The 22,552-nt window shown below is 37.1% G+C and carries 20 protein-coding genes; 7 read left to right on the top strand and 13 right to left on the bottom strand.

Features of this window, described 5'->3' with window-relative positions; genetic code table 11:
* Positions 1–23: 23 nt before the first annotated feature.
* The 3 genes from DN064_RS00515 to DN064_RS00505 all read right to left on the bottom strand — a co-directional run bounded on the left by DN064_RS00515 (position 24) and on the right by DN064_RS00505 (position 2,068).
* Complete coding sequence (locus tag DN064_RS00515) at positions 24–470, bottom strand: hypothetical protein (RefSeq protein ID WP_115460658.1); 447 nt, start codon at positions 468–470, stop codon at positions 24–26.
* A gap of 96 nt (positions 471–566) precedes the next feature.
* Entirely contained in the window at positions 567–1,289 is a 723-nt protein-coding gene (locus DN064_RS00510; RefSeq protein WP_157962188.1) for a hypothetical protein, read from the bottom strand.
* 11 nt (positions 1,290–1,300) lie between these two features.
* Complete coding sequence (locus DN064_RS00505; RefSeq protein ID WP_157962187.1) at positions 1,301–2,068, bottom strand: hypothetical protein; 768 nt, start codon at positions 2,066–2,068, stop codon at positions 1,301–1,303.
* A 176-nt stretch (positions 2,069–2,244) separates the two neighbouring features.
* On the opposite strand from DN064_RS00505, the gene DN064_RS00500 reads away from it, so the two are divergent.
* On the top strand, positions 2,245–2,511 hold the full coding sequence (locus DN064_RS00500; RefSeq protein WP_115460655.1) for a hypothetical protein: 267 nt from the start codon (positions 2,245–2,247) through the stop codon (positions 2,509–2,511).
* Between the two features lie 254 nt (positions 2,512–2,765).
* Positions 2,766–3,113: a hypothetical protein gene (locus tag DN064_RS00495; protein ID WP_115460654.1), complete on the top strand. Its 348-nt coding sequence runs from the start codon at positions 2,766–2,768 to the stop codon at positions 3,111–3,113.
* Between the two features lie 74 nt (positions 3,114–3,187).
* Here the strand turns inward: DN064_RS00495 and DN064_RS00490 are convergent, their stop codons facing one another.
* From DN064_RS00490 to DN064_RS00470, 5 genes are all read right to left on the bottom strand, one after another.
* Complete coding sequence (locus DN064_RS00490) at positions 3,188–4,030, bottom strand: alpha/beta hydrolase family protein (RefSeq protein WP_198659382.1); 843 nt, start codon at positions 4,028–4,030, stop codon at positions 3,188–3,190.
* Complete coding sequence (locus DN064_RS00485) at positions 4,027–6,762, bottom strand: PD-(D/E)XK nuclease family protein (RefSeq protein ID WP_115460653.1); 2,736 nt, start codon at positions 6,760–6,762, stop codon at positions 4,027–4,029. The genes DN064_RS00490 and DN064_RS00485 overlap by 4 nt, the downstream gene beginning before the upstream one ends.
* Before the next feature lie 73 nt (positions 6,763–6,835).
* On the bottom strand, positions 6,836–8,233 hold the full coding sequence (locus tag DN064_RS00480; protein WP_115460652.1) for an OmpA family protein: 1,398 nt from the start codon (positions 8,231–8,233) through the stop codon (positions 6,836–6,838).
* Between the two features lie 123 nt (positions 8,234–8,356).
* Positions 8,357–9,550 (bottom strand): glycine C-acetyltransferase, encoded by a 1,194-nt coding sequence (gene kbl / locus DN064_RS00475; RefSeq protein ID WP_115460651.1) that lies wholly within the window; start codon positions 9,548–9,550, stop codon positions 8,357–8,359.
* Between the two features lie 41 nt (positions 9,551–9,591).
* Positions 9,592–12,714: a UvrD-helicase domain-containing protein gene (locus DN064_RS00470; protein ID WP_115460650.1), complete on the bottom strand. Its 3,123-nt coding sequence runs from the start codon at positions 12,712–12,714 to the stop codon at positions 9,592–9,594.
* A 102-nt stretch (positions 12,715–12,816) separates the two neighbouring features.
* Between DN064_RS00470 and DN064_RS00465 the strand changes: the two genes are divergently transcribed.
* Positions 12,817–13,425 (top strand): superoxide dismutase, encoded by a 609-nt coding sequence (locus tag DN064_RS00465; protein WP_115460649.1) that lies wholly within the window; start codon positions 12,817–12,819, stop codon positions 13,423–13,425.
* Positions 13,426–13,915: 490 nt separating this feature from the next.
* On the opposite strand, the gene DN064_RS00460 is transcribed toward DN064_RS00465, so the two are convergent.
* The 5 genes from DN064_RS00460 to purN all read right to left on the bottom strand — a co-directional run bounded on the left by DN064_RS00460 (position 13,916) and on the right by purN (position 19,526).
* Complete coding sequence (locus tag DN064_RS00460) at positions 13,916–15,814, bottom strand: amidophosphoribosyltransferase (RefSeq protein ID WP_115460648.1); 1,899 nt, start codon at positions 15,812–15,814, stop codon at positions 13,916–13,918.
* Between the two features lie 63 nt (positions 15,815–15,877).
* Complete coding sequence (locus DN064_RS00455) at positions 15,878–16,804, bottom strand: PfkB family carbohydrate kinase (protein ID WP_115460647.1); 927 nt, start codon at positions 16,802–16,804, stop codon at positions 15,878–15,880.
* A 79-nt stretch (positions 16,805–16,883) separates the two neighbouring features.
* Positions 16,884–18,314, bottom strand: coding sequence for a flavin-containing monooxygenase (locus DN064_RS00450; protein ID WP_115460646.1), 1,431 nt, complete (start codon positions 18,312–18,314; stop codon positions 16,884–16,886).
* A gap of 3 nt (positions 18,315–18,317) precedes the next feature.
* Positions 18,318–18,953 (bottom strand): ribonuclease H1 domain-containing protein, encoded by a 636-nt coding sequence (locus DN064_RS00445; RefSeq protein WP_115460645.1) that lies wholly within the window; start codon positions 18,951–18,953, stop codon positions 18,318–18,320.
* 3 nt (positions 18,954–18,956) lie between these two features.
* Positions 18,957–19,526, bottom strand: a complete 570-nt coding sequence (gene purN, locus DN064_RS00440) for a phosphoribosylglycinamide formyltransferase (RefSeq protein ID WP_115460644.1) — start codon at positions 19,524–19,526, stop codon at positions 18,957–18,959.
* Between the two features lie 166 nt (positions 19,527–19,692).
* Between purN and DN064_RS00435 the strand changes: the two genes are divergently transcribed.
* The 4 genes from DN064_RS00435 (at position 19,693) to DN064_RS00420 (ending at position 22,551) form a co-directional block, all read left to right on the top strand.
* Positions 19,693–19,926, top strand: coding sequence for an acyl carrier protein (locus DN064_RS00435; RefSeq protein WP_009778413.1), 234 nt, complete (start codon positions 19,693–19,695; stop codon positions 19,924–19,926).
* An 18-nt stretch (positions 19,927–19,944) separates the two neighbouring features.
* Complete coding sequence (gene fabF / locus DN064_RS00430; RefSeq protein WP_115460643.1) at positions 19,945–21,195, top strand: beta-ketoacyl-ACP synthase II; 1,251 nt, start codon at positions 19,945–19,947, stop codon at positions 21,193–21,195.
* 11 nt (positions 21,196–21,206) lie between these two features.
* Entirely contained in the window at positions 21,207–21,950 is a 744-nt protein-coding gene (gene rnc / locus DN064_RS00425; RefSeq protein WP_115460642.1) for a ribonuclease III, read from the top strand.
* A 121-nt stretch (positions 21,951–22,071) separates the two neighbouring features.
* Entirely contained in the window at positions 22,072–22,551 is a 480-nt protein-coding gene (locus DN064_RS00420) for an IPExxxVDY family protein (RefSeq protein WP_115460641.1), read from the top strand.
* The last annotated feature ends 1 nt before the right edge of the window (position 22,552 follow it).

The following is a 22,552-nucleotide window of genomic DNA, read 5'->3' as shown; positions in this document are numbered from 1 at the left end:
GAAACAAGCTCATTTAATATCGATTAAGGTAGTTTTTGATAAGAATATGTAATTGATACGGACTTACCATCTTTAAAGGTCATTGTCATTAAGTTGCCAGTTACGATTCCACTCATAGAAATAACAGATAAATGAATTGTTGATTTACCATCATTACTATGACCCCTTAAAGTGTATTTGAATGCATCTCCTCCCAAAGATTCATTCTTCTGGGTATATTCTGAGTCAAAGTCATTTAAAAGTAATTGAAGATCAATTTCGACAGGGGGTATTTCATCAGAATCGACCTCAACTTTTACAATTTTATCAATTCTAATCGTTCCTTTTATATTATATTCAGTTTGAGATGCCCCCTTTTTAACTTTAACCTTTTTTAGAGGAAATATACCTGTTAATGGTAATTCAACTTTCTCTTGAGACTGCACTAAGCTGAAAATAAAAAGAGTTAAATAGAAAAGTTTAATTTTCATAATTAAGAATTTTTGATGTTTAAATATTTGCTTTAGTCTTTGAAATTCCTGATGCTCGTTTCCATGAGAATCCTCCTTTGTTCATTATTTTTTTATTTAATTATTGTATAAAAACTCCTCTAACTGTTTAACGCTTTTCGGAATATCAGACCTGCTTTTTTGAAGCATTAGTAACTTAGCTTTAAGGCTATCTTTGTTTTCCTCTAATGTTTTAGCTTGATTTTCAGTCTGAGTTTTAATTAAGCTCATTGCCTTATTTTCTTTCTCGCAGGCCATCCCCCTAACGTAAACAAAGACATCGCCCGTCGAGCCCATGGCTTGCATATCTAATTCAAAATTGTAAACAGCAGTACATTTTGGATAAAGCGCCTTTGCCTTTTTTAGCAGAGTCGCCTTGGCTCTTTGTATACCGTCGTATTGACTCCCAGACTCACGCCAGATCTTATCAAGAGAGCCTTCAATAGCAGCTCCAATCACACCGTTTTCATATCTATTTCCTGATGAGGCCGTCGTAAACTTTACAATCTCTCCATGATCCACAAATCCAAGTAACTCAGCTTCACGAATATCAGTATTAAATAGTAACATTTTAGACTCAGTTATGTCGCTAGATTTCTTTTTATAGGCTGCAATATTCTTTATAGCGCTACTTAGTTGCTTGTCAAGAGTTTCAATGAGAGTTTCAAGCCTAACGTGCATTCGTTCGCTTTTAAAGTCCTCCACTTGATAACTGCTTTTTTGCAATTCAGCAGGTAGAATTGAATTTATCTTTGTAAAGTCCGACGTTGATAGTTCTAATTTTTTGCTAAACAGTCCCATTAATAATGATTTTAGTTTTCTAAATACTCCCAATCAGCATTTTTATGCATTAACTCTGTTTTATCATTAAAAACAACTCCTAAAGTAGAAACTTTAAGCCCTTCCATCAAGAATTCTTTTTTTACTTTTTCGTTAGCAACTTCATCGCCAAGTTCATCTCTTAATGATTTTTCAGCACGGATAGGAACTTCAGAATATAGAAAACGAGCTACAGAATTATATTTTTCTTGAGTTGATATTTCAACCTCTCCATTAAAACCTTTGGCAACCTTATCAGTCAATTTAGATTTTTCACTAAAGAATTTGGTATCGTATTTATTGACATATTTGTATTCCATAACGATGTATAGAACTTCTTTGTCAAATTTGTTATTAAAGTCTAGCGTCATATTCAAATAACCATTGTATTTATCTATAGATACCATATCTACATCAACAAGCTTTATAAAATCATCAAGCAACTTATTATTCTCTTTTATTTCAATTTTAGACGATCGAATCGAGTCATAGTCTGCTTTTAAATCTTCAATTTGCTCACCAAATGTTAGGATTTTGGAATCATCGACATTCATAGCTTTTCCTAGTTCTGCAAAACCTAAAATCATTGATAGATTATCGATGACATATTTTTTTTTCATGTCACTTAATTGATTATCTGTGTTTATACTTTCTTTAATAGCATCAAAGTCTTCTGTATTTAACTTATTGTTCATTGGGTTCGAGCAATAGGTAACTGTAAGTAATAAAAGTGCAAGGATTAAAATTGATTTGATTTTCATTAGTTTGGTTTTTATGATAAATAATTTGATAAGGAATTTCCATTTAAGAAACCCATAAATTGCATTATAAATGTATGGTTTATTCCTACTAATAAACTACGTAGAACTACGTAGAAACTACGTAGAAACTACATACGTGAGCAACAACCTCATAATTTACTTGATAGTTTTGTTTTATGCAATTCACAAAATATTATTCTGATTTAATTAAAGCATACGGGATTCCGCAATTAACTGTTGAACAATTCCAAAAGGTGATGAATATCGTAGTATTGGAAAGTAGAATAGCAGAACAGAATCTTATAAGTAAAAGGCTTACTGGTGATGCCAAAGTGATGGTAGGCAAACGCAATTATTCGTCATACAATCAATTAAACAACCTCACACAAAGGAAAGAGCCTAAAGAACTATTTGAAGAAATTATAAGGGCTGAAAGTGATTAATTTACAAAGTGATGTTTTCGAATATAACATCTGTAATCGCATCCAATTTGGGGTTAAAACTTATATTTTTATAAGGATTAGAGATACAACAATCTCATTTTATTTATTGATATAGGACAAAAAACACTATGAAAGCACAGGCACAGGCAGAATTTATTTACTACGTTTTCGAAGCTTACAAGAAACAAGCTAAAATTTATGGAGCTGAAAATATGAAGAAATCAAGTGATTGCCTGAATTATGCTATATGAGGATTGGACAAGGTGTTAGGAGCTAATTACGCATCTAAAGAGGTTTTACATAAATATTCACGTGAAGAATTAAGAGGAGCTGCTTGGAATAAATTTAGGGCAGTCAAATATGGTAAGGATAAGGATACTCATTTTGAACATGCTTTTACTGTAAGCACTATGAGAAAGAAATTAATTGACAATGATTTTTCAAAGACAGAAGCAGTAGAGTTTATATTATCTAACTATGCATGTTGTTTCATAAGTAAAGATGAAAATATTAGACTAAATAAAGCTGGGCTAAATAGTAAAAGACCAAATGGCTGGAAAGAAGCTTATAATCAAGTCGGAATAGAATTTGAATTACTATGAGAGTTATTATTGGTAAATGCTCATATCACGTATAACAAGCTTAATGATCAAAGTATAGGCCTTAAATATGAATTTCAACTTAAGAACCTGTAACAAGCCTCAAGAACTAAGACCATTTCCTTAGGGAGTTGAGGTTCTTTCCAAGGTTGTTTCATCCCAAAAACATGATTGGCTCCTTCAAACCAGAGTAATTGACTGTGTCTACACCAGCTATGTAAACGTTCAGCTTCTTCATGTTTTACCGCTTCATCTGCCGTGCCATGAACAATTAAATAAGGGCACTTTATAGACATTGCCGCTTTGGAAATACTCAGGCGCTCTTCATTAGCCACAAAATCCTCATAATATTGGAAGTAATGCGGCATGTCCTGAAGGGTGCGACCGTTTTTAATAAAATAGACTCCATCTTTATTCCATTTGATAAATGCTTCTCCTTTAGGGAAACGCACTTTGTAATCGCTAACACCAGCAAGGGTTATCACCTCAGTTATTCTTGGATCTTCTGCTGCTTTAAGGAGCACAATACCACCGCCGCGACTATGGCCAATGAGGATAATCCTATTGGTATTAACATTAGCATCATCCTTATATCTGCCAACAGTCCAATCAATCAAATCTCCTAAATCATCCAGTTCTTTTGAATAGTTGTTTTGCCCAAATGCTTCAAGATCCGGAAAGTCAATGGGTTGCTCGATGGTGCCTCCATTGTGAGAGAAATTAAACTTAACAAAGGCAAAGCCTGCTTTAGCAAACTCAATTGCCATCAAGGACCAAGCTCCCCAATCTTTGTAGCCTTTATAGCCATGGCAAAATACTATAAGTGGTTGTGCCTCCTTTTCGGTATTGATATAGCAGTCGATAAGTATGGGTTTTTTATCGTGTCGCTGTAATACTATGTTAGTACTGGCCTTGATCATAAAAGTTCCTTTTCCTGGAATAGGTTGTTTAAATCCAGTATTTCCAAAATTAACTCAGATACTAACTCTTCGAAAGTAGCCATGGTCTCTGGTGTGATGACTTGTTCCACGGTTCTACTGTTTTTTGACAGTTTGGTACCAAAGTGGAGAACACCACCACCCAGATTTTTAAAGGAAATGATTCCGGCGAAGGTAGGAAGCTTACCTGTAGATTTCCAATAAATATAAGCATAGCACAGTAACTGAAATGCCTTGCTTCGCGCATAATCCGTAATCAGTTCTGACCAATCATAAAGCCTGAGTTCACTTGCATTGACTCGCCCTGATTTATAATCAATGATACGAAGTTCACCATCAACCTCATCGATACGATCTACAGTTCCTTTTATGCAGACTTCCTGACGTAGCCCTTTAATTTGTAACGGAACCGCTGCCTTGTGTTCTAGTTCTAGTATTTTAATACGCCGCCCACTTAATAATTCTTGTTGTTCCAGCTCAAGAAAATTCTGAATATAACGCTTGGCAACCTCAAAGGAAATGAGATTCTTTCCAGTATTAAAATTGCCTTCCCCATAGTGTTTTATGAAAAAGCGTTTAACGAGAGCATTCGCATTTCTCGCCGCCTCTTTTAGTATATCTGATGATAGAAAAAGGCCTTTAAAGGGTGTATATAAGACTTCGAGTATTTCGTGAATTATAGTTCCAAGCGTGTTGGCTGCCAAATGCTCTTCAACGGTATCCAGTTCTTTTAATGAGAGTACATACTGGTAATAGTAGTCAATAGGATTTCTGATATACTTGGTTAAAGCCGATGGGGAAAATCCTGATGAACCCACATGGTATATCTTATCAATAACCTCATTGGTCTTAGGAATAGCTTTCAATATTTCAGCCTCAACTCTGACCTCAGGGCTTAGTACTTTGTGATGGATTTTATGGATGTTCTCAGCTTCCAATTGACTGATGAATCGGCTTTTTTCTCCACCTTTAAGCGCATCTACTTCGGTGTTATAAATCAAGTAGACCTTTTTGGCCCGTTGTAATAGGCGGTAAAAATGATGGGTATAAACCGCGTCTTTCTCCTTATAGGTCGGTAAGCCATATTGCAATTTAAGGTCATATGGAATCATTGAGTTTTGTGTCTTACCCGCAGGCAAAATTCCTTCATTCACCGATGTTATAATAATGGTTTCAAAATCCAGTACCCGGGATTCTAACATACCCATTATCTGAAGCCCTTGAAGTGGTTCCCCTTGAAAATCCAAAGATTCAGAACTGAGTAGCTCCTTGTAAATTAGGTACAAAGATTCGAGACTAGTCATATGCCTTTGGCCCTGATTTAGTTCTTGAATGGAATTGAATAGAGAATTAAACCTGAATAGATATTCCAAATTAATTTGGTGGACTTCGGTGTTTGATTGGTAGTGTTCTTTAAGAATGAAAATTAAGGCCTTACAGGAATGCAATGCATCTTCTGCACTTTGATTCCAATTATGGAACAGCAGTCGGATTATTTCTGGATCTCCATCGTGGGCATCCAATAACCAGTTGAGCGAGGTATATACTTTATTTTGCTTCTGGATCGTCTCAATTAGATGTTGGGTATCTGTGAGACTTTTGATTGTCTCATGTAGCAGTAAGGAGATTACATCCTTATAATAGAAACCTCTGGATTGTTTCTTGTGGATTCTAAATAGCAGTTCAAATAATGAAGCCAATGGAACCTGCTTTAATGGCAGGCCCATGGTAATGTTTATATTAGGAATTTCTTTTGGAATGGAACTGATTATTGGCATTAGGAGACTTTCATCCCCAAGAATAACCGCAGTGTTAGATAAGTCTGGATTTTCTTTGTAAATACTATTAAGTAGCTGACCAACGTATTTGGCTTGCCCTACTTGTTTTGGAATTCCTATGACTTGAATGTGTTTATTCGTTTTGTAGTTATTCTCAAGCCAATTAAAATCATGATGTCTGTAATAAGGCCAATCGTTTTTGAAAATCCTGGTAAATCTTCCTGCAGAATGATCAGTATTGTTATGGAACGTTATATCGGTATCCCAGTAGATATCGGCTAAATTATCTTGAAGTAATTCCTGAATGATTAATGATTCTGCTTTGTTAAGAGCATTAAAGCCTAAAAAGATATGGCGTTTCTCAGAATTGTTTGAAATGTACAATTCCAGCTGATCTACTGCTGATCTATAGGCCATGCCTTGGTAAGCCAGTCCCTGAGAATCCAGTCGTTCATTAAGATGGTGATAGTAAGTTTTAAGGCGCCCCCAAAACTTTAAATGGTTTTTTATGAGCGGAGATTGTTCTGAAGCAACAGACCAATGGTCGATATCTTTTATGGCTTTGAGATAGTCAAACACAGCACTTGGTTCGACCAGAAATCTATCGATTTCATTAAAGTCCTGAATAATCATAGGCGCCCAGCTCATAAACTGTTCCAGTGACTGTCTTTCATCTTCAGGCGTTAGATCCTTGTATACAGAATAGAACTGAAATATAAGCGCCACCTTGGCAATAGAATTTAGGCCGCTTATGGAGGATACAAATTCTTCAATCGAAAGAATCTCAGGACTTATAACAGGCTTAGAAATGATCTTTGAGAGCGAACGTCTCAGGAATACAGATGCTCTTCTTGAGGGTACTATAAATAAGCATTGATCTAACTCATAATTTTTGGTAATGATGTCTTTAGTGACCTGATCAATGAAACTCTCCATATGCCTAAAATAAAAACGCCTTGAGAAATACCCAAGGCGTTTTTAATATTTAATTGTGTGCTGTAACTAAAGACTAGTCTTCTGGGTTTACAACTTTAATTTCAGTTCTTCTATTTTGTTTTCTACCTTCTCTGGTCTTGTTATCGGCAATCGGGTTAGATTCACCATAACCTTTAGAAGATAATCTGAATTCATCAATACCTGCAGCTACAAGATAATCTTTTACGGCACGAGCTCTTTCTTCAGAAATTCTTTCATTGATTTGCTCGCTACCAGTACTGTCAGTGTGACCTTCAATGTGGAACTTAGCTTTTGGATACTCGTCCATAATAGCTTTAACATTGTCTAATACTCTTAAAGACTCTTCAGTTAATACAGACTTACCAGTGGCAAATTGTACTTTACTTGCGTAGTCTCTTAAAGAAGCTCTTACTGCTTCAGATAATTCTGGACATCCATTCATAAGTGCAGTACCAGGAGTATCTGGACACTCGTCATCTTTATCTAGGATACCATCACCATCTCTATCTGGCCAAGGACAACCGTTATTTTCAGCAGGACCAACTTCGTTTGGACACTGATCATCACCGTCAGCAATACCATCGCCGTCAGAATCAGGACATCCTTGAAGTTCTCTTAATCCAGCTTCAGTTGGACACTTATCGTCTTTATCCATTACACCGTCACCGTCAGAATCAGGACAACCGTTAAACTCAGCTAAACCAGCTTCGTTTGGACAATCATCTTTAGCATCCTCGATACCGTCACCATCAGAATCAGGACAACCATTGAACTCAGCTAAACCAGGAACGTCTGGACAAGCATCTTCATGGTCGTATATACCATCATCATCAGTATCTTTTCCACCAAACTTAAAGCCAATACCTAAAGAATGTTGGAAGTGTCTTGGAATATTGTCAGTTTCAAATGCGTGCTTGTATTGTGTTCTCCACTCAAGTGCAATTAACTCTGATATCCAGAAGTTAAGTCCAACAGCTCCGTTAAGCGTACCAGCACCTCTACCATCTAACCAGGTATAACCCCCACCAACACCTAGGTAAGGATCCCAACGCTCAGAACCGATAAGTTCCATAAAGCTGTAAGTTACTGTCCCATCTACTGCGAAGTATGTAAGATCTTCAATACGATTTACAACATCTCCTTCTGGAGTGCGGAAACTTCCAAATTTATCGATGCTATTTAACGAACCACGTACACGGAAAGAAAATCCATCATCCAAGTATCTTGCAACTTCTATTGTGGATAACATTGGGAAAAAATTCCAGTGGTCTGAAGCGTTAAAAAACTCGTCAAAAAATGGCCCCTGAGGCTCATCTTCCCCAACTGGATATGGATCAACAGCATTGACACCTATAGAAATGACCCATGGATTGTTCTTATCCTGGGCATTAATACTGCTGAAGCTTGCAATAAGCAACACCATAAATAATAACCTGCTAAGATTTTTCATATTCTAAATAATTTAATTTTAAGTGTTAATTGTTAGCAAAAGTATATTGTTAAAAAGTATTAACAAAGACAAATATAAAAAAATATTGAAACAACCAGCTATTCAAAGGCTTTTGTGAAGATTTTAAATAATTTTTAGTGTTTTTCCAACCTTGATAAAAGCGTTGATGGCACGGTCCAAATGTTCCTTTGAATGAGCCGATGAAAGTTGGACTCTAATTCGTGCTTTATCTTTGGGGACTACTGGATAGAAAAACCCAATCACATAGATACCTTCTTCCAACAGCATATTTGCCATTGTCTGTGATAATTTAGCATCATACAGCATTACCGGCACTATGGCAGAATCACCATCTACAATATCAAATCCTGCGGCTTTCATCTTGGACTTAAAATAATTCGTATTGGCTTCTAAGCGGTCTCTCAATTCTGTGTTGGAGGATAACATGTCAAATACCTTTAACGAAGCACCAACTATAGCTGGGGCAAGCGAATTGGAAAACAAATAGGGTCTTGAACGCTGTCTTAGTATTTCAATTATTTCTTTTTTAGCCGTTGTAAAACCACCCATGGCACCCCCCAAGGCTTTTCCTAGCGTCCCGGTAATAATGTCGATCCTACCTAGAACTCCTTTGGCTTCAAGGGTTCCAATTCCAGTTTCACCAATGAAACCAGAGGCATGGCACTCATCAATCATGACCATAGCATCATACTTGTCCGCTAAATCGCAAATCGCATCAAGAGGGGCCACAAGACCGTCCATTGAAAAGACTCCGTCAGTAACAATGATCTTGAATCTTGCACCATTAGCATTTGCTGCTTTAAGTTGTTCCTCAAGGTCATGCATGTCACCGTTTTGATAGCGATACCGAGCTGCTTTACAAAGACGAACCCCATCAATTATGGATGCGTGATTTAGGGAATCGGAAATAATAGCATCTTCTTTTGTTAATAATGGTTCAAAAACCCCACCATTGGCATCAAAAGCGGCCGCGTATAAAATGGTGTCTTCTGTTCCGAAGAAATCAGCAATTTTCTGTTCTAATTCTTTATGAATATCCTGAGTGCCACAAATAAATCGTACTGAGGACATGCCAAAACCGTGGGAGTCTAATGTGGATTTTGCTGCAGCGACCACCTCTGGATGTGAGGACAAACCAAGATAGTTGTTAGCGCAAAAATTGAGCACTTTTTTCCCTGTGTTCAGCGTAATTTCCGCTCCTTGTGGTGAGGTGATGATGCGTTCTTCTTTAAATAACCCAGCTTCTTTTATAGATTCGATTTCAGATTGCAGATGCGATTTTATATTTCCGTACATGATCGTTGTTTTTTTAGACTTACAAAGATAAGTTCCTTTGCTCAGACTTTTATCACATTAATATCCTGATTGATATAAACTAAATAACCAGCAATTTTTTTGAAGCCCATATCATTTAAAACCGACTGATATTTAGAAAGTTGAGCTTGATGCGAGGATTGAGGTGCACCTGTTTTGTAATCAATTATTACCGCCTCTTGGCTTGGTGAAATACACAAGCGGTCTGGACGAAGAATCTCTCCTCCTGGAGCAATTAAATCCCGTTCATTGTAGATGTTATAGCCTTCATCAAAGTAAGGCGCAATTGTTTCATTAGAGATAAGTTCTTCAACTAGGGTTTCGTAGGAATTAAGATCTGATTTTACTATAACACCTTCTTCTTTTAACTGAGCCGTTGCAAAAGGAATATCCGATTTTGTTTTTATTAAAGATAATAGTCTGTGAATAATATTTCCTTTTTCAATGGCTTGTCCTTGTGAGGAATCCCATAATAGGCCTGATTTAGTGACTATCCTAAATTGATTTCTTAATCTTGAAGTGGCTACAAATTGCAATTGTTCCTCCTGGTCTTTTAGCAAAGATGTTACTTCCCTTAAAGGTGCACCAAAACTGTAAACTGATTGATCTTGGTGCCATAAATCCAGGTCTTGTAAATAAGAGATAAATAAACCATGAAAGTAACTGGTATTTGAAAGTCCCTTTTTGTGACTGTTTTTGCAAAAAATATAAAGTTCATTCTTTGGCCTGGTTAAGGCCACATAAAGTAAGTTAATATGATCCAGTTCTAGGTCACTTTTATAGTCCTGATATAGCTGATGAATTTCTTCTCCGAAATACTCCATTTTTAAGTTTGCAGTTAGCAAAGCCTCTTGAAAACCAGCATTTTTAGTAGGATTTATTGGAATCCACAACTGCGGATTACGATCTTCGTAAATATGTGTATCTGCATAAGGGAATAATACTATTGGAAATTCGAGACCTTTTGATTTATGGATGGTCATAATTGAAACTGCATTACGGTCTTCGGGTACAGATATGCTCAGTTTTTCCTGATTCTCATCAAAGTACTCCAGAAAGCTTGGAATGTCTCCACCACGTTTATATGAATGTTCCAAAATCTCATCCAGAAAAAATTGGAGGTGCGAATCAGCGTCTCTATAAAAACCTAAGTTTTGAATAAGTAATTCTACCAGTTCATACAAGGGAAGTCCGTTATTTAATGATATAAGGGTTGAGCTGAAATTATCAAAATGGTCTGATAGAATGACTTCTATAGAATGATTTAAATGCCTGCTAATAAATTCATGCTTGTTTGGGATATTCAGTAATTCACTTAGGTCATATAACCAATCGGCCTTTAATAAATGATCTTGGGGGTTAATACTAAGACGTAAAATATTTAAAACAAACTGTACTTTTTTTGAATTTTTAATTAGAAGGGTTTCAGATGAAGTGATTGGAATGGAGTGTTCGCTTAGTTTTTTAGAAATCTCAACGCCATGTTTCCGCTTTCTAACTAGAATGCAGATATCTTTATATGCGTAACCGCGCTCGAGGCAGTCTGTAATCGCATTAATAACCGCATTACCGTATTGATCGTCTAAGGACGTTTCCTGATCCTCAGAGAACAATTCAATTCTTACAAAACCATCATCTTTATTATTGGGTATTTGCTGTGCGCTTTCAAAAATGCTTTGGTGAATTGGATTGCTAAGACTTATTTGACGAACGTGTTTAAAAAACGCGTTGTTAAACTCCACAATGGTTTGACAACTCCTGAAGTTTTGTGCTAGTGTAATGGAAGATGCTTCTTTTATAAAGGGAGTCTTATGTCCACCGCTAAGTGCCGTGAACTGAGAAGCATCCCCACCTCGCCAGCGATAAATGGCTTGTTTGGCATCCCCAACTATTGTTGCCGTGGTATTTTCAATTGATAAGGCGTTGTCTATTAAGGGAATCAAATTATGCCATTGCAAGGTGGAAGTATCTTGAAACTCGTCTATGAAATAGTGGCTTATTTTCTCACCTAAGCGCTCAAAAATATAGGGCATGGGTTGATCCTGAATCTCCTTTTTTATGAGAGTATTGAATTCTGAAATGAGTAGTTTTTTTTCTTCAATTTTTAGTGCGTTTAGCGTATTTCGCAATTCCTTTAAAATTGATAGTGGTGTGAGGTGTTTAACGAGTGCCTTATTGAACCAGAAGGAAATTAAAAGATCTTTAATTCTTAAATAACTAGACTTGAGCTTGGGTTGAATGGCATCAATTTGAGACTTTTGGTCATCCGTAAGGCGTTTGGGATAGATTTCTAGATCTTCAAGTAATTTATGTTGCCAAACTTTGTCAAGTGCAACATCGTCCTCTTTTTTTGAAAGTTTTAGGAAGAAATTGCCCAGGCCAGACGATAAATCTTTGTGGCTAATATTTTCATTGGTCAACAATTTTAATACAGTATCTGCTTCCTTTACAATCTGGGTTTGTAGTAATTGGTGTTTTGTATCTAAAATTTGTTTCCAGGCTTTAAAATCTTCAAGAGACTTTTGGTTTAGATGTTCTAAGTGCGCATGATCATTTTCTGAAATAAGAAGCTTAGATATCTTCAAGAGATCATAACTAATATCAAAACTTTTGTCTTCATCACTTTTTTCAAGTGCAAATGCCACTAATATTGGGGTTAATGCATTATTGACATCTAATTCTGAGATTAAGGTGTCAACTGTTTTGGACAGTATTTCGTCCTCTTTGAGTTCTACTTCAAAGTTCTGTGGCAGCTCAAGATCAATGGCAAATGTTCTTATCAGGCGATGAATAAAACTGTCAATAGTAGACACCTCGAACCCGCCATAATTGTGAAGCATGTGCGTTAGTAGCTTCCTGGATTTTTGTTGAATATTGTCATGGGTCAACCCAGTCTCTTCCATAAGCATTTCTAACATTGGGTGTTGATCTCTGGAGGGGTCATCTAATGCAAACGCTTGTAAAGTATCAATAATGCGCTCCTTCATTTCTCCAACGGCCTTATTTGTAAATGTTATAGCTAGAATGTGCTTAAAGGCATCGGGATTGGAGGCGGTTAGGATAAGCTTCAGATAGGCTTTAGTAACTGCAAATGTTTTGCCGCTGCCAGCCGAAGCTGCTATAATCTTGAATTCAGAGGGGTGCAAATGAAAAATTTAATAGCAAAATAGGGAATCTTAATAATATATTTAGATTTCATTTAGACCTAAGCACTACCTTTGTCTAACATTAATTAAAAACTATCAATTATGGCTTTTGAATTACCTGAATTAGGATATGCATACGATGCTTTAGAACCACATATTGATGCTAGAACAATGGAAATTCACCATTCTAAGCATCATAACGGATATACTACCAAACTAAACGCTGCCATCGAAGGGACGGACTTAGCAAATGAAAGTATAGAATCTATATTAACGAACATGGACATGACCAATGGCGCTGTTAGAAACAATGGCGGTGGTTTTTACAACCATTCCTTATTTTGGTCTGTAATGAACCCTGAAGGTAAAGGCTATCTTTCTGGAGAATTAAAAGATGCCATCATAGAGGCTTATGGCTCTGTTGACGCATTTAAAGAGGTATTTGCGAAAGCTGCTGCAACACAATTTGGATCTGGTTGGGCCTGGTTATGTGTTCATAAAGGAGGTAAAGTAGAAGTTTGTTCTACACCAAATCAGGATAATCCATTAATGCCTGGTGTTAGCTGCGGTGGCACACCAATTCTAGGACTTGATGTATGGGAGCATGCCTATTATTTAAACTACCAGAACAGAAGACCCGATTATATTCAGGCATTCTTTAATGTGATTAATTGGAACGAGGTTGAAAGACGTTACGCAGAAGCAAAGTAAATAAAACACGCTTTCTATATAGTAAATCCAGACATCTTATTGTCTGGATTTTTTTTGTCTATACAGATTTTATAAGATCTCTTGGTATAAAATGAAAAAGGATGAACATCTGTTCATCCTTTTTGCCCCAAATCTACCATAAACTTAACCTACTTATGTTATGGTGAGTCAAATATATATGCATTCCATTTCGACCAATTAAATTTATGGACAAACGGCTCAATTATTAGTCTAAGCGTCGAGTGCGACTTATTTATTAGATGAACGGTATACAAATGCGAAGTGCAGTATTAATAAAGGGGCATAAAAAAAGGTGAAATAAATTCACCTTTTTTTGCCCCAAATCTACCATGAACTTAACCTACTTATGTTATGGTTCTACTAAATTAGACTTATTTTGATTAGCCGTTCTAATTATTAGATGAAATGCAACTTTTGTGGATTAAAGGCAAAAAATACCTGATTAAGCCCCATTTTTATCGATTAAACCTTAATAAGCACGCTCTTTATTGCCTTCGTAGAAGTTTATAAAAGCCTTGTTAACCACTCGATTACCACCATCAGTTGGGTAGTTACCTGTGAAATACCAATCCCCTAAATTCTTAGGGCAAGCCTGATGCAAATTCTCAACTGATTGGAAAATGATCTTCACTTTGGCATTAACGGAATCCTCACTTAACAGTTCTGAAATTTTATCTGAAATCTCTTCATCGGTAAACTTGGCGTAAATGGCTTTTACATAATTAACCACGTTTTTGTCTTCTTCGTTAACTTGAGCCAAACATTTTTGATATACTTCATCAACCAAATGGTATTCTCCGCGATCTTTCAACAATTCTAAAGCAGCTCTAAATGCAATAAGACTTTCAAGGTTGGCCATATCAATCCCATAACAATCTGGATATCGAATTTGAGGTGCTGAAGAGACGACAACTATTTGTTTAGGATTTAAGCGATCCATCATTTTAATGATACTCTTTTTAAGCGTAGTACCTCTAACAATACTATCATCAATGATGACCAAATTGTCGCTAGGCTTAATAACACCATACGTAACGTCATAAACATGTGCTACGAGATCGTCTCTGCTACTGTCTTCAGTTATAAAAGTTCTAAGTTTAACGTCTTTAATGGCAATCTTCTCAATTCGTGGACGCTCAGAAAGTATATCTGTAACTTGTTTGGCTGATAATGTACCATTACCAGCCAATATTTGTTTGGTTTTTTGTGCGTTCAAATGTTCTTCTACAGTATCAATCATTCCAAAAAATGAAGTCTCTGCCGTATTTGGTATAAACGAAAACACCGAATTCTTGGTGTCGTTGTTTATTGCTTCAAGAACTTTTGGCATTAACAAGCGCCCCAATTCTTTGCGTTCCTGATAAATTTCAGCATCACTTCCTCTAGAGAAATAAATACGTTCAAAAGAACAGGCCTTGCGTTCTAATGCTGGAAGAATTCTCTTGATCTTAGTTTCTCCTGATTTTTTAATAATAATGGCATGCCCAGGATCCAATTCATGAACAGATTCAAAAGGAACATTGAAGACCGTTTGTATCACAGGTCGTTCAGACGCTACTACCACTACTTCTTCATCTTCATAAAAATAAGCAGGACGAATTCCGGCAGGGTCCCTTAGCACAAATGAATCTCCGTGACCTAGTAAACCCGCCATGGCATACCCACCATCCCAATTCTTGGCTGCCTTCTTTAATATTTTAGCAATATTTAAACGTTCTGCTATTAATGGGGAACATTCACTTTTACTATAACCTTCCTTTTTTAGGTCCTTGTAAATTTTTGAAACAGCGTCATCCAAGAAATGGCCTATCTTTTCCATTACAGTAATGGTATCTGCTTTTTCTTTTGGATGCTGTCCAATTTGAACAAGATTTTCAAAAAGCTCGTTCACATTGGTCATATTAAAGTTGCCGGCAACAATAAGGTTACGGTGCATCCAGTTATTTTGTCTTAAGAACGGATGAACGCTTTCAACGCTATTTTTACCAAAGGTGCCATAACGTACATGACCAAGTAAGACCTCCCCTAAATAAGGGGCGTTTTTCTTTTGCCAGGCCACATCGTCTTGAAATTCAGTATTGTCTTTTAAAACTGAATTAATCCTATCGTTTATCTGAGCAAATATGTCCTGAATGGGTTGCTGTGCAATAGAGCGTACACGACTAATGTAACGTTCACCGGGTTGCATGTCTAATTTGATGCTTGCAAAACCAGCCCCATCTTGACCACGGTTGTGCTGCTTCTCCATCATCAGGTACATTTTATTGACTCCATAAAATGCAGTCCCGTACTTTTCTTTGTAGAATTCGAGAGGCTTTTTTAGCCTTATGAGTGCAATACCACACTCATGTTTCAACATGTCACTCATTACTGTTTATGTCTGACGCTTAATAGCATTAAATAAAAAGCGCCCATCATTGGGCGCGTGTGTTTATGTTAGCTCAATTTCAAATTGAGTTAAATTCTTAAAGTCCTGTAGGCGTTTTCTAACCTCTTCTGCCTCCAAGTTAATCATTCGTTCTGTTCCAAATCGTTCCACACAGAATGACGCTAGGGTAGAGCCATAGATAACGGCATTTTTCATGTTTTCAAATGAGTAATTCCTAGTTTTTGCCAGGTACCCTACGAACCCTCCTGCAAATGTGTCGCCTGCTCCAGTGGGGTCAAAGACTTCTTTTAGAGGCAAGGCTGGAGCATAAAAAATATTGTCATTATGAAACAGTAAAGCTCCATGTTCTCCTTTTTTAATTACCACATATTTAGGGCCCATCTGCTCAATCTTTTTAGCAGCAACTACCAATGAATACTCGTTAGTTAATTGACGTGCCTCTTCGTCATTGATGGTAATAACATCAACATGCTTTATGGTTTTATGCAATTCATCAAGCGCAGAATCCATCCAAAAATTCATAGTATCTAAAACCACAAGTTTAGGTTTGCTGGTCATTTGCTCAAGAACACTCATTTGAGTTGATGGATGCAAATTACCAAGCATAACCACTTCGGCATCTCTATATCCATCAGGAACCACTGGGTTAAATTCAGCTAGAACATTTAACTCGGTTGCCAAAGTATCTCGTGAATTCATGTCGTTGTGATAGCGCCCACTCCAGAAGAACGTCTTACCATCCCTAACCATTTCAATACCTGAGGTATTAATGTTCCTCTCATTCATTAAATCCAGATATTCCTGCGGAAAATCACCACCAACGATGGATACCACTGCCGGATCTATTTCAAATTGTGAAGCAGCGAGCCCAATAAAGGTGCCAGCTCCTCCAAGTATCTTGTCTGTTTTTCCAAATGGAGTTTCAATGGCGTCAAACGCCACCGTTCCGACAATGACTAATTTACTCATGTATTGAGTTTAAAATTAAGCTGCAAATTTAGTGAAAATAAGTTCCGTATAAAACAACTCTTTTCCATTCAAATTGGACTTAAGTTAGCTCTGCAGATGAGTCGTTTATTTTGTCAATTCTTAACATTTTGTAGTCTAAAACATAGTTTTGATAAACACGCCAGGGAGCCTTGTCTCCTTGACTTGGTAGAATATTCTGGGCCCTGTGTATGTAACCTGAATTTAGATTAAGTAAAGGTGTAGGTAGCAGTTGCTCTTTTACCCTTGGGCATATGGTTTGTAAGTGTTCTTTATCTAAATACTTCAATACCCTTGAAATGTACTCGCTTGTTAAATCACTTTTTAAAGTCCAGGAGGCATTGGTGTAGCCTACAAAAAGAAATATATTGGGCAGTTCGCTCAACATGCATCCCTTGTAAACAAAATGATCAGCTAAGTTCACTTTTTTGTTGTCCAAATAAATATCTACTCCTCCTAGAGGTAAAATATTGAGCCCTGTAGCGCTAATAACAACATCCGAAATTAACCGCTTACCAGAACTTAGCTCAATACCGTTTTCAGTAAAATGACTGATGATTTCTGTTTCAACGGAGGCTTTACCGCTTCGTATAGCTTTAAATAAATCCCCATCTGGAGCTAGACAGAATCTCTGTTCCCAGGGATTGTAGTTAGGTGTAAAATGAGGTTCTATAGGAAAATCTCCGAGAATTTTTTGCGCCTTCTTTACAATATAGTTCCTCATCGTGTTGGGCCATCGCCTGCAAGCATTAAAAAAGGCCATGTCTAGAAGGACATTTTTGGTTCTAATGACCTGATGAGCTAACTTTTTTGGTAAGATCGTTTTTATGATTTTAGCAACAATATCCTTATTGGGTAATGCGCCAACATAAGTTGGAGAACGCTGAAGCATAATTACATGGTCTACCGCTTCTGCAATCTCAGGTACAATGGTTACCGCTGTTGCCCCGCTTCCAATTACGGTTACCTTTTTATTTGTTAAATCCAAATCCTCAGGCCATTGTTGTGGATGCACAAAAACTCCTGTATAATCTGACAGTCCCTTGTATTTAGGAGTGAAACCTTTGTCATAGCGGTAATAGCCACTACAATTAAACAGAAACTGTGCTGTATAGGTGTTTCCGTTTATTGTTGTAACAGTCCATATATTATCAACTGAACTGAATGAATACGACGAGGCTTTTTCGTTGTAAACGATATGCTCTTTTACCTTGTATTCGGTGGCTGCTTCGTTTAGGTATTTTAAAATGGATGGTGCATCTGCAAAAGATTTTGGATTGTCCCAGGTTTTAAAAGAGTAACCAAAAGTATACATATCGGAGTCTGAACGTATCCCAGGATATTTGAATAGGTCCCAGGTGCCTCCTAAGGCCTTTCGTGCTTCAAGAATGCAGTATGTTTTTTCAGGATTTTTTCGCGACAGATGACAAGCCGCGCCAATTCCAGATAAGCCCGCACCAATAATTAGTACATCAAAATGCGTTTTATTCATAGTTTACTTTCTTCCAAAGTCGGCTGGAATTTCCCCCCAGGCTTTTGTCTCCCACTTGACAATGGTTGTGCTGTAAGAGTTGTTCTTTAACCATACAACGGCGCGATCAACCAACTCAAAGAGGTCTTTATTTCTTGGGCTGCGTTTGAGTTTGGTATTACAATTCTTTTTTTTCACCCAACTAAGCGCCGTTCGCGAGTCCGTATAGAGAATTCTGTCGCTTGATTTTTGTTTTAAGTAAGCCAAACCATGTACTATCGCCAAAAATTCACCTATGTTATTAGTACCTTCTTTAAATGGGCCTTGCTTGAAGAGTTCCTTTTTGGTTTGGGTATCCACACCACGGTATTCCATTTTTCCAGGATTACCACTAGAAGCGGCGTCTACACTTATAGAATAGAGGTTTGGGTCACCAATGCGTTCTAGTTGTGCTTCTGATAGAGTTGATTTTTTTGACGTACCAAGGTAGTCTCTATAATCACCTCTTAAGGCTTTTTTTGCTTCTTCAAAGGTTTTAAAAGACTTATAGATGGCGCCCTTGAAATTAGTGATTTGAGCTTTGCAGTCATCCCAGGACTCAAAGACTCCTGTATGATGACCCCTCCACACCGTATAGAATTTTTTTTTAGTCTTTGCCATAGATTAAGGTTCCTGAATTAGGGATTCTACAACTTTCGGGAAGTGTTCCATTTCCAGATCATGAATCTTAGCGCTTAAACTATCAACAGTATCAACGTTGGTTAAGGAGCACGATGCTTGAAAAATAGTAGCCCCTTCATCGTAGTGCTCATTTACGTAATGGATGGTAATTCCAGATTCGGACTCTTTATTAGCGATTACAGCCTCATGAACATGCTTACCATACATACCTTTTCCTCCATATTTTGGAAGCAAGGCAGGATGAACATTAATTATTTTATTGGGGAAGCTAGTCACCAAGGCCTCAGGTATTTTCCATAAGAACCCGGCTAGAATAATAAGATCAGGATTGAGGTTCTTGAGCAAGTCTATGATTATCTTAGAGTTCTGAAATACCTCCTTGTTAAAAGTTATAGCTCCAATTTTAAGTTGTTTGGCTCTCTCTAAAACCTTGGCTTTAGGGTTGTTACAAAGAATTAATGAAACCTCAGCTGTCTTAGAAGTTTCAAAATACTTAGCAATGTTTTCAGCATTAGTTCCGGAACCAGAGGCAAAAATTACGAGCCGTTTCATAGGGGTCTACTCATTATGTATTGACAACGCAAAAAAAGGTAATTTTAAATATAAACGTAGCAAGTTATCCAAATCTTCCTTAAGGTCACATTTTATTAGTAAAAATGCATTTTAAAAAATAGTTTTTTATTTTTGCGGTCTAATTAAAACTTAAAAATAAAAGATTATGTCAGACATTGCATCAAGAGTAAAAGCGATTATCGTAGACAAATTAGGTGTTGATGAAAATGAAGTTGTTGCCGAAGCAAGCTTCACTAACGATCTAGGTGCGGATTCACTAGACACTGTTGAGTTAATTATGGAATTTGAAAAAGAATTTGATATTCAAATCCCAGATGATCAAGCAGAGAACATCGCAACTGTTGGTCAGGCTATTTCTTACATAGAAGAGGCTAAGTAATTACCCTTAATATAATTTATGGAACTAAAGCGTGTTGTAGTTACTGGATTAGGTGCATTAACGCCCATTGGAAACACTAAAGACTCCTATTGGGATGCTCTTTTGAGTGGAAAGAGTGGTGCAGCTCCTATTACGCATTTTGATGCGTCTAATTTTAAGACGCAATTCGCTTGTGAGGTAAAAGATTTTCAAGTAACAGATTTTATAGATAGAAAGCTTGCCCGGAAAATGGACAAGTTCTCTCAGTACGCCATGGTGGCTACTGACGAAGCTATTGTAGATTCTGGTATGGATCTTGAATCCATTAATAAGTATAGAGTCGGAGTCATTTGGGGAGCTGGAATTGGTGGATTGGAGACCTTTCAGGATGAGGTGTTAAACTATGCCAAGGGCGATGGAACACCAAGATTCAACCCATTCTTTATCCCCAAAATGATTGCCGATATTGCTCCAGGAAATATTTCCATTAAATATGGATTTATGGGGCCTAATTACACAACTGTATCTGCCTGTGCGTCCTCAGCAAATTCAATGATTGACGCTCTTAACACTATTAGACTAGGTCATTGTGACGTTGTTATTACAGGTGGTTCTGAGGCGGCAGTTACTATTGCAGGTATGGGTGGATTTAACGCCATGCATGCCATGTCCACTAGAAATGACAGTCCTGAAACAGCCTCTAGACCCTTTGATGCAAACCGTGATGGTTTTGTATTGGGTGAAGGAGCCGGTGCTATTATTCTTGAGGAGTACGAACATGCGAAGGCTCGAGGTGCTAAAATCTATGCTGAGGTAATTGGTGGAGGTTTGTCTTCCGATGCCTATCATATGACTGCTCCGCATCCAGATGGAATAGGTGTTGTAGCAGTTATGAAAAATTGTCTAGAAAACGCTGGTATTCAACCTGAAGAAGTGGACCATATAAATACTCACGGTACGTCTACCCCACTTGGTGATGTGGCAGAATTAAAAGCTATTTCTGAGGTGTTTGGTGACCACGCTAAAAACATTAATATTAATTCTACAAAGTCCATGACCGGACATTTGTTAGGTGCAGCAGGGGCTATTGAGGCTATTGCTTCAATCATGGCCTTGGAAAATGGAATTATTCCACCAACAATAAACCACGAAACAGTGGATGAAAATATTGACCCAAGTTTAAATCTAACATTGAATAAGGCTCAAAAAAGAGATATCAAAACTGCCATGAGTAACACCTTTGGTTTTGGTGGTCATAATGCCTGTGTACTATTTAGAAAACTTGACTAATAAAACCTTTAATGGGTTTTCTCCAAAACATATTTAATTCCCGTCGTCGTTCTGATGACGGGAATTTTTTTTTAAAACTTGAGGTACTCCTCGGGTTTAAAATTAAATCCAAATCTCTTTATATCAAAGCATTTACTCATAGGTCAATGAATATAAAGGACGATTATGGAAATGCTATTAATTACGAACGATTGGAGTTTGTAGGTGATGCCATGTTGAGTTCTGTTATCGCTGCATATTTGTATGATGAGGTTCCTCATGGAGATGAAGGGTACTTAACTAAAATGCGATCCAAGGTGGTCAGTAGGGAACACCTTAACGAGTTGGGTAAGGAACTGGACCTAATAAGTATGGTTGAAAGCCGTATACCTAAACACCAGTTTGGAAATAACATTCATGGTAATTTGTTTGAAGCACTCGTTGGAGCAATTTTTCTGGACCGGGGTTATGAGACTTGTAAGAAGTTTATTTTTGAGAAAGTTGTTAATCCACATGTGGATATCGAAAAATTAGAAGGCAAGGTTATTAGTTATAAGAGTCTCTTAATCGAATGGTGTCAGAAGGAGAAGAATACTTTTGACTATGAAGTTTATGAGGACACAGGTAATGATGAACTCAAGCATTTCTCGGTAAAACTTCGAGTAAATGAAAAAATTGTGGCAAAAGCTAGAGCTACTTCCAAGAAAAAGGCTGAAGAAAAAGCATCGAAGCGGGCGTTCTTTGCCTTTCAACGGCAAATGACAAAATTGATTTAATTACGGAAATAACCGTTAGTTACGATAACGTTTTCGTTGATTAAATAGGTCATGTATAACCAAAACTTCACATTCAGCAGTGAATATTGTACTATATTTACCGCCAAATTAGCTAGAACTAATGGCCTTACATAAGTTAGAAGTAATGGATTTCTACGATACGGCTTTTACGCTAATTGCTGTTCATTGTAGACTTGAAGATTATAGATTTGCGTACGCGCTCAACCAATGTCTTAACCTTAGACTTAAACGTTGTGCTCAAGATTTGGATGTCAATTATTTTTTATCATCCTATTCGGTTTATGAATGGGAAGATGAGAGTAGTTATACAACATGGCATCTGATTTCTAACGTGTGTAAGAAGGAAGAGGACTCGTTACAAAGCAGTGGCTCCCTTTTTACCGAAAGCCAGAAAATAATTAAGACATACCACTTAATTCCTGAATTAAATAAGGTTGATTTTTTATTAAAGGTGGAAAGCGATGCTCAGAAAATAAATGAGAGAAAAATAATTTCTCAAATACAAAAAATACCACAATTGATCGCCGCCTATGCTGTTGATCAAGATGCTATAAAAGAAAAAGACTGTTTAATATTCTAGT

Source organism: Winogradskyella aurantiaca (genome assembly GCF_003362725.1).
Lineage (GTDB): Bacteria > Bacteroidota > Bacteroidia > Flavobacteriales > Flavobacteriaceae > Winogradskyella_A > Winogradskyella_A aurantiaca.
The sequence above is the reverse complement of the archived record's forward strand: the minus strand, read 5'-3'. Positions and strand labels throughout refer to the sequence as shown.

Excerpts from the sequence above, each read along its gene's own strand:
- DN064_RS00435 (WP_009778413.1), top strand. The coding sequence starts at position 19,693 with ATGTCAGACATTGCATCAAGAGTAAAAGCGATTATCGTAGACAAATTA.
- DN064_RS00485 (WP_115460653.1), bottom strand. The coding sequence starts at position 6,762 with ATGGAGAGTTTCATTGATCAGGTCACTAAAGACATCATTACCAAAAAT.
- DN064_RS00420 (WP_115460641.1), top strand. The coding sequence starts at position 22,072 with ATGGCCTTACATAAGTTAGAAGTAATGGATTTCTACGATACGGCTTTT.
- DN064_RS00500 (WP_115460655.1), top strand. The coding sequence starts at position 2,245 with ATGCAATTCACAAAATATTATTCTGATTTAATTAAAGCATACGGGATT.
- DN064_RS00455 (WP_115460647.1), bottom strand. The coding sequence starts at position 16,804 with ATGAGTAAATTAGTCATTGTCGGAACGGTGGCGTTTGACGCCATTGAA.
- kbl (WP_115460651.1), bottom strand. The coding sequence starts at position 9,550 with ATGTACGGAAATATAAAATCGCATCTGCAATCTGAAATCGAATCTATA.
- purN (WP_115460644.1), bottom strand. The coding sequence starts at position 19,526 with ATGAAACGGCTCGTAATTTTTGCCTCTGGTTCCGGAACTAATGCTGAA.
- DN064_RS00480 (WP_115460652.1), bottom strand. The coding sequence starts at position 8,233 with ATGAAAAATCTTAGCAGGTTATTATTTATGGTGTTGCTTATTGCAAGC.
- DN064_RS00505 (WP_157962187.1), bottom strand. The coding sequence starts at position 2,068 with ATGAAAATCAAATCAATTTTAATCCTTGCACTTTTATTACTTACAGTT.
- DN064_RS00490 (WP_198659382.1), bottom strand. The coding sequence starts at position 4,030 with ATGATCAAGGCCAGTACTAACATAGTATTACAGCGACACGATAAAAAA.
- rnc (WP_115460642.1), top strand. The coding sequence starts at position 21,207 with ATGGGTTTTCTCCAAAACATATTTAATTCCCGTCGTCGTTCTGATGAC.
- fabF (WP_115460643.1), top strand. The coding sequence starts at position 19,945 with ATGGAACTAAAGCGTGTTGTAGTTACTGGATTAGGTGCATTAACGCCC.
- DN064_RS00465 (WP_115460649.1), top strand. The coding sequence starts at position 12,817 with ATGGCTTTTGAATTACCTGAATTAGGATATGCATACGATGCTTTAGAA.
- DN064_RS00460 (WP_115460648.1), bottom strand. The coding sequence starts at position 15,814 with ATGAGTGACATGTTGAAACATGAGTGTGGTATTGCACTCATAAGGCTA.
- DN064_RS00510 (WP_157962188.1), bottom strand. The coding sequence starts at position 1,289 with ATGGGACTGTTTAGCAAAAAATTAGAACTATCAACGTCGGACTTTACA.
- DN064_RS00445 (WP_115460645.1), bottom strand. The coding sequence starts at position 18,953 with ATGGCAAAGACTAAAAAAAAATTCTATACGGTGTGGAGGGGTCATCAT.
- DN064_RS00450 (WP_115460646.1), bottom strand. The coding sequence starts at position 18,314 with ATGAATAAAACGCATTTTGATGTACTAATTATTGGTGCGGGCTTATCT.
- DN064_RS00515 (WP_115460658.1), bottom strand. The coding sequence starts at position 470 with ATGAAAATTAAACTTTTCTATTTAACTCTTTTTATTTTCAGCTTAGTG.